Source organism: Hymenobacter sp., assembly GCF_031398885.1.
Lineage (GTDB): Bacteria > Bacteroidota > Bacteroidia > Cytophagales > Hymenobacteraceae > Hymenobacter.
On record NZ_JANNOD010000028.1, the window covers coordinates 79,403 to 85,737 of the forward strand.

Genomic DNA, 6,335 nt, shown 5'->3' on the forward strand with positions numbered 1-6,335 from the left:
CGGTAATATTGTGCCTGCGCCGACGGTTACTTGCCGTCGCGCACCATCGACCCTCCTTTTCCCTATGCACAAACGCATTCTGTGCGCCGGCCTCGCCGGCGTAACGCTGCTGGCTGGCTGCCAGGCTGCCAAACCGGCCACAACGACTTCCGCCAATTCCGGGCCCGCCGTCGAAACCCTGGGCACGTACCCAGTGCCCGCCAATGAGTTTGCCTACGTGTACCGCAAGAACAACAGCTCGGCGCCCGAGTACGGCACCCGCCCGAGCGTGACCGAGTACCTGGACTTGTACACCAACTTCCGCCTCAAGGTGCTGGAAGCCGAGCAGAAAGGGCTGGACACCACCCAGGCGTTTAAGCGGGAGCTGGACGGCTACCGCCAGCAGCTGGCGCAGCCCTACCTGACGGAAAAGAGCGTGACCGACCAGTTGGTACGCGAAGCCTACGAGCGCATGAGCCAGGAGGTGAGCGCCTCGCACGTGCTCATCCGCGTGGCGCCCGACGCCGCCCCGGCCGACACGCTGGCCGCCTACCAGAAGATTGATAAAGTCCGCCAGCAGGCGCTGGCCGGCGAAGATTTTGGGCAGCTGGCCCGCACCCTGAGCGAAGACCCTTCGGCCAAGGAAAACGGCGGCAAGCTGGGCTACTTCACGGCCATGCAGATGGTGTACCCGTTTGAGACGGCCGCCTACAAAACGCCCGTCGGCCAGGTGTCGGCGCCAGTGCGCACGCGCTTCGGCTACCACGTCATCAAGGTGAACGACCGGCGGGCCGCGCAGGGCGAAATCAAGGTGGCCCACCTCATGATTCGGATGAACGCCAACGCCGCCAAGACCGACTCGCTCACCGCCAAGAAGAAAATCGACGAGCTGGCCAGCCGCCTGCGCAAGGGCGAGAACTGGGACAAGCTCGTGGCCCAGTTCTCGGAAGACGCCGGCTCGGCGGCCAACGGCGGCGAGCTGCCGCCTTTCGGCACCGGCCGCATGATTCCCTCGTTCGAAGAAGTGGCCTTCAAGCTGCAAAAGCCCGGCGACCTCGGCGGCCCGGTGCAGACGCCCTACGGCTGGCACGTCATCAAGCTGATTGAGCGCCAGCCGGTGGCCAAGTTCGCCGACGTGGAGCCGACGCTGAAAAGCAAAGTGGCCAAAGACTCGCGCTCAGAGCTCAACAAAGCGGCTTTTCTGAAGCGCGTGCGCCAGGAAGACCAGTTTGTGGAAGTGCCGGCGGCCAAGGCCTACGCCTTCAGCAAGGCGGACACGGCCCTGGTGGCCGGCCGCTACAAATACGTGGCGCCGGCCGCCGCCGGCAAGCCGGCCAAAGGCGCCGCCAACGACAACTCGGCCTTGTTCACCATCAAGGGCAAGGCCTACCCGGTGAAGGATTTTCTGACCTATGCCCAGCAAAACCAGCGGCCCCGCACCGGCGCGCAGCCCACCTTCGCCATGCAGCAGCTCTACGACCAGTACGTGGAGCAGTCGCTGACCGAGTTCGAGAAGAACAGCCTCGAAACCAAGTACGAGGACTACCGCATGTTGGTGAAGGAGTACCGCGACGGCATTCTGCTCTTCCAGTTGATGGACGAGAAGGTGTGGAGCAAGGCCATTGAGGACACCGTGGGGCTGAAAAAATACTTCGCCGAGAACCAGGCCAAGTACCAATGGGAGCCGCGCGTGCAGGGCACCGTGGTAAGCGCGGCCACGCCCGCGCTGCTGGCCCGGGTGCAAAAAGAATTGAAAGCCGGCCGGTTCGCAGTCACCAAAAATGTGCCGAAAGCGGCGTTCGTCCGCCCGGGCACCACGTACTTGTCGAAGACCGGCGGGCAGGCCCTGGGCGAAATAGCCAAGCGCCTGCTGCAGGATTCGCTGGCCCGCGTAACCCTCACGGGCCGCGTGAAAAAGGGCGAAAAAGCCACCCTGGCCCGCGCCCGCGCCGACTCGGCCGCCCGTTACCTGCAGGCCCGGGGCGTGCCCGCCCGCCGCATCGTGAAAGCCGCTTCGACGGCTCCTGCGGCCGAAAGCACCGTGCAGCTGGCCTTGGTGAGCGGCAGCCCCGCCGCCATCGAAGCCGAGCTGAACGAACAGAACCCGCTCTCGGTGCAAATCAGCCAGAAGATATTCCAGAAGGGCGACAACAAGGTGGTGGACGACCTGATGATCAAAGGTCCCGGCACCTACAACGGGCAGAAAGACGGCCGCTACTACGCCGTCACCATCGACAAAGCCCTGCCGGCCGGCCCCAAAACCCTGGCCGAAGCCCGCGGCCAGGCCACGTCCGACTACCAGACCTACCTCGAAAAAGAGTGGATTACCCAAATGCGCGCCGCCCGCCCGGTGCAGGTGAACGAAGCCGAGGTGAACAAGCTGGTAACGAAGTAGATTCAGTTAACAGTGAGCAGGTATCAATGAACAGTTTCATCCCAACCGTTCAGCGATAACTGCTCAGTGTTAATTGCTAACTGACCTCGTGCTGCAACCTTCGGAGCCAGGCCGCGCTCCCTGGTTTTTGCCCGCTCGCGGATTTATCGTGAAATTTGCGGGCCCGTTCGTGCGTTGCGCATTCGTGGCCCGGTCCCGGGCCCTTTGCCTGCGGGCCTTACTACTTACTCTATGCTTGCTAAAGTGAATTGTGCCGCGGCGTCGGCCGTGCTTACGTTACTGCTGCTCCTGGGCTTGGCGCCCGCCTCCCGGGCCCAGCTGGGCATCACCCGGCCCAAGGGCCAGGAGCTGCTCGACGGCATCGTGGTGAAGGTGGACAACCAGATTGTGCTCCGCTCCGATGTGGAGAACATCTACGCCCAGGAGTTGGCCCGCGCCGAGGGCAAGCCGCTGCCGCCGGACTTCAAGTGCAAAATTCTGCAGAGCCTGGTGCTGAACAAGCTGATGCTGGCCCGCGCCGAGGTGGACTCCGTGACCGTGACCGATGCGCGGGTGAACGGCGAGGTGGACCGCCGCATGGCCTACTTCGTGCAGCAAATTGGCTCGGAAAAGCGCTTGGAGGAGCAGTACAATAAGCCCATCAAGGCGCTCAAGGACGACCTGCGGCCCCAAATCAAGGACCAGCTCACGCAGCAGGAAATGCAGGAAACCATCACCGGCAAGGTGACGGTGACCCCGCGCGAAGTGGCCCAGTACTTCAGCAAGGTGCCCAAGGACAGCCTGCCCTACTTCAGCACCGAGGTGGAGGTGGGCCAGATTGTGGTGGCAGCCCAGGTGAACGACAAGGCCAAGCAGGCCGCCCTGGCCAAGCTCAACGACTTGCGGGCGCAGGTACTGGCCGGGGCCGACTTCGCCACGCTGGCCAAGGCCAACTCGCAAGACCCCGGTTCGGCCAAGGAAGGCGGCTACCTCGGGTTTTTCGGGCGCGGGGAGCTGGTGCCGGAGTACGAGGCCGCGTCGATGAAGCTGGAGCCGGGCCAGCTCTCGCCGGTGGTGCAGTCGCAATTCGGCTTCCACCTCATCCAGTTCATTGAGCGCAAGGGCAACAAGTATTCGACGCGCCACATCCTGCTTAAGCCCGAAACCGGCGCGGCCGACGCCAGCGAATCGGCCAAGACCCTGACCAAGCTGCGCCGCCAAATCCTGTCCGATAGCATCAGCTTCGCCAAAGCGGCCAAGGACAACTCCGCGGACAAAAACACCAGCGGCAACGGCGGCCTGCTCCAGAACCGTCAGGACGGCGGCTCGCGCCTCCCCCTCGACAAGCTCGACCCGGCCATCTTCTTCACCATCGACACCATGAAGGTGGGCCACATCACCCCGCCCCTGCCCTACCGCACCGACGACGGCAAGGACGCCATGCGCATCCTGTGGCTCAAGTCGAACACCCCGCCCCACCAGGCCAACCTGCAAGACGACTACCAGAAGATTGCCGCCGCCGCCCTGAACGAAAAAAAGAACAAGGCCCTGGACGAGTGGTTCCTGAAGAACCGCGGCACCGTATACCTGGAAATAGCCCCGGAATACGCCCAGTGCAAGGTGCTGGACGTGGCGGGAAAGTAGGTTTTTAGTTGTCGGTTGTTAGTTGCCAGTTGTCAGGCTGTGCTAATAATCTGAACCGGGTTACGTTTTCCACTACCAACTGACAACCAACAACTGACAACTAAGAATGAGGAACGACAAAGAAGCCGCCGACGCGCTAGCGGCCTCCTTCCAGCAGCTGCGCCAGGAAATTGGCAAGGTCATCGTGGGGCAGGACGAGGTGGTGCGGCTGGTGCTCACGGCCGTGTTTTCGCAGGGGCACAGCCTGCTGGTGGGCGTGCCCGGGCTGGCCAAAACCCTGCTCATCCAGACCATTGCCGACTCGCTGGATTTGTCGTTCAACCGCATTCAGTTTACCCCCGACCTGATGCCCAGCGACATCGTGGGCTCGGAAACGATGAATCAGCAGCGGGATTTTCACTTCGTGAAAGGGCCCGTGTTCGCCAACATCATCCTGGCCGATGAAATCAACCGGACGCCGCCCAAGACCCAGGCCGCCCTGCTCGAATCGATGCAGGAATACGCCGTGACCGTAGCCGGGCAGCGCTACGCCCTGGCCCGCCCGTTCTTCGTGCTGGCCACCCAAAACCCTATTGAGCAGGAAGGCACCTACCCGCTGCCCGAAGCCCAGCTTGACCGCTTCATGTTCAACATCGAGCTGGGCTACCCCAGTTACGCCGAGGAGCTAAGCATCGTGAAAAACACGACTTCCGACCGCAAGCACACCGTGAATAAGGTGCTGCACGCGGCCGACATTCAGGCGTTTCAGGAATTGGTGCGCCGCGTGCCGGTGGCCGACAACGTGGTGGAATACGCCGTGAGCCTGGTGCACAAAACCCGCCCCGGCACCGAGCGCGCCGCCCCTCGCGCCACCCAGCTGCTGGAGTGGGGCGCCGGGCCCCGCGCCTCGCAGCACCTCATCGTGGGTGCCAAGTGCAACGCCCTGCTCAACGGCAAATACTCGCCCGACATTGAGGACGTACGCGCCGTGGCCGTGGCCATCCTCCGCCACCGCCTCGTGCGCAATTTCAAGGCCGAAGCCGAAGGCGTGGGCGTGGAGCAGATTGTGAAAGAACTGCTTTAACGCAATTAAAAATTGAGAATTGAGAATTAAAAATGAGCCTCCTCACCGCTTGGTAGACTCACACCTCCAATTTTTAATTTTTAATTCTCAATTTTTAATTGATTAGAGAATGGAAGCCCAAGCCTACTACCAGCAATTTGAGCGCAATGTGCGCATCGTGCTCGACGCCCTGGCCGCCGGCCTCGACCTGCGCACCACCAGCCTCGAAACCAGCCTGCCCATCGAAGTATACGTGCTGTGCGAGGTGCTGAACCAGGGCGCGGGCGAAGACTTCACCCTTACTGCCACCGGCGTGGCGCGGCTGGCCGAGTTCCAGCAGCAATTCATGAAGCACGAGGGCCAGACGCTGGCCGCCATGCAGCGCGTGCTGGCCGACAAGCGCGGCACCATGCGCACCCCCGAAGGCCGGGTGCTGACGAAGGAAATGCTTATCCGCCGGCTGGAGTTTTTCAACGAAGCCGCCCGGCAGGTGAACGTGATGCGCACCCAACAGGCCCTGGGCAGCCCCAGCCAGTACGCCTGACGCTGCGCTTAATGAGGAATGAAGAATAAGGAATTAGCAGATGACAATTCTTCGTTTCTCACCTTGGCCAGCCTGCATGTGGGGAATGAAGAATGAAAAAACATACCCCGCCGGGTAATTCTTCATTCCTCATTCCTCATTCTTCATTGACAATGTTGCCCCGCGCTCCGCTGCTCACTGCCCGCCTCTGCCTGCGCCCCTACGAACCGGCCGACGCCAGCGACTTCTTCGCCCTGCTCGACGCCGACCGCGCCCGGTACCGCGCCTCCTTTCCCGACCGGCTCCAGGCCGTGCGCACGCGCGCCGACGCCGCCATTGCCCTGCGGGCTTTTGCCGCCGACTGGCAGTCGGGCCGCTTCTACGTGTTTGGCATCTGGCACCGGGATACAGCGGCCTACCTCGGCGACATTTGCCTCATGCCCCAGGCCCAGGGGCGCGCCGAAATCGGCTACTACCTGGCCACGGCTGCTGAGGGCCACGGCTATGCCCGCGAAGCCCTGGCCACCGTGGTGAATTTTGGCTTTCAGACCGTGGGCAGCAAGGGCTTGCTCATCCGCTGCTACGCCGACAATATTCGCGGTCAGGCCGTGGCCCGCGCCGCCGGCTTTCAGCCCGAACCGGCCCCCAAGCGCCCGCTTTGGTTCCAAAACTCCGATACCCTGGGCAACGTCCGCCGCTTCTGGCTGCCGCGCGCCCCGGAACCGCCCCAACGGTTGTAAGGGGCGCGCGGCAGCCGGTGGGGCCGCCCCCCC

Annotated in this window: 5 protein-coding genes; all 5 read left to right on the plus strand. The window is 62.9% G+C overall.

The features are described from left to right. The first annotated feature begins 64 nt into the window (after positions 1-64). Entirely contained in the window at positions 65-2,374 is a 2,310-nt protein-coding gene (locus RMO51_RS04645; protein WP_310392453.1) for a peptidylprolyl isomerase, read from the plus strand. A 231-nt stretch (positions 2,375-2,605) separates the two neighbouring features. Beyond that, positions 2,606-3,997: a peptidylprolyl isomerase gene (locus tag RMO51_RS04650; protein WP_310392455.1), complete on the plus strand. Its 1,392-nt coding sequence runs from the start codon at positions 2,606-2,608 to the stop codon at positions 3,995-3,997. A gap of 106 nt (positions 3,998-4,103) precedes the next feature. Then, positions 4,104-5,060 carry a MoxR family ATPase gene (locus RMO51_RS04655; RefSeq protein ID WP_310392457.1) on the plus strand — a complete coding sequence of 319 codons (957 nt, stop codon included), beginning with the start codon at positions 4,104-4,106 and terminating at the stop codon, positions 5,058-5,060. Between the two features lie 109 nt (positions 5,061-5,169). Further along, the gene (locus RMO51_RS04660; RefSeq protein WP_310392458.1) at positions 5,170-5,583 is read left to right on the plus strand and encodes a hypothetical protein; all 414 of its coding nucleotides are present in this window, start codon (positions 5,170-5,172) and stop codon (positions 5,581-5,583) included. Between the two features lie 152 nt (positions 5,584-5,735). Further along, complete coding sequence (locus RMO51_RS04665) at positions 5,736-6,302, plus strand: GNAT family N-acetyltransferase (RefSeq protein WP_310392460.1); 567 nt, start codon at positions 5,736-5,738, stop codon at positions 6,300-6,302. The last annotated feature ends 33 nt before the right edge of the window (positions 6,303-6,335 follow it).

Excerpts from the sequence above, each read along its gene's own strand:
- RMO51_RS04660 (WP_310392458.1), top strand. The coding sequence starts at position 5,170 with ATGGAAGCCCAAGCCTACTACCAGCAATTTGAGCGCAATGTGCGCATC.
- RMO51_RS04665 (WP_310392460.1), top strand. The coding sequence starts at position 5,736 with ATGTTGCCCCGCGCTCCGCTGCTCACTGCCCGCCTCTGCCTGCGCCCC.
- RMO51_RS04655 (WP_310392457.1), top strand. The coding sequence starts at position 4,104 with ATGAGGAACGACAAAGAAGCCGCCGACGCGCTAGCGGCCTCCTTCCAG.
- RMO51_RS04645 (WP_310392453.1), top strand. The coding sequence starts at position 65 with ATGCACAAACGCATTCTGTGCGCCGGCCTCGCCGGCGTAACGCTGCTG.
- RMO51_RS04650 (WP_310392455.1), top strand. The coding sequence starts at position 2,606 with ATGCTTGCTAAAGTGAATTGTGCCGCGGCGTCGGCCGTGCTTACGTTA.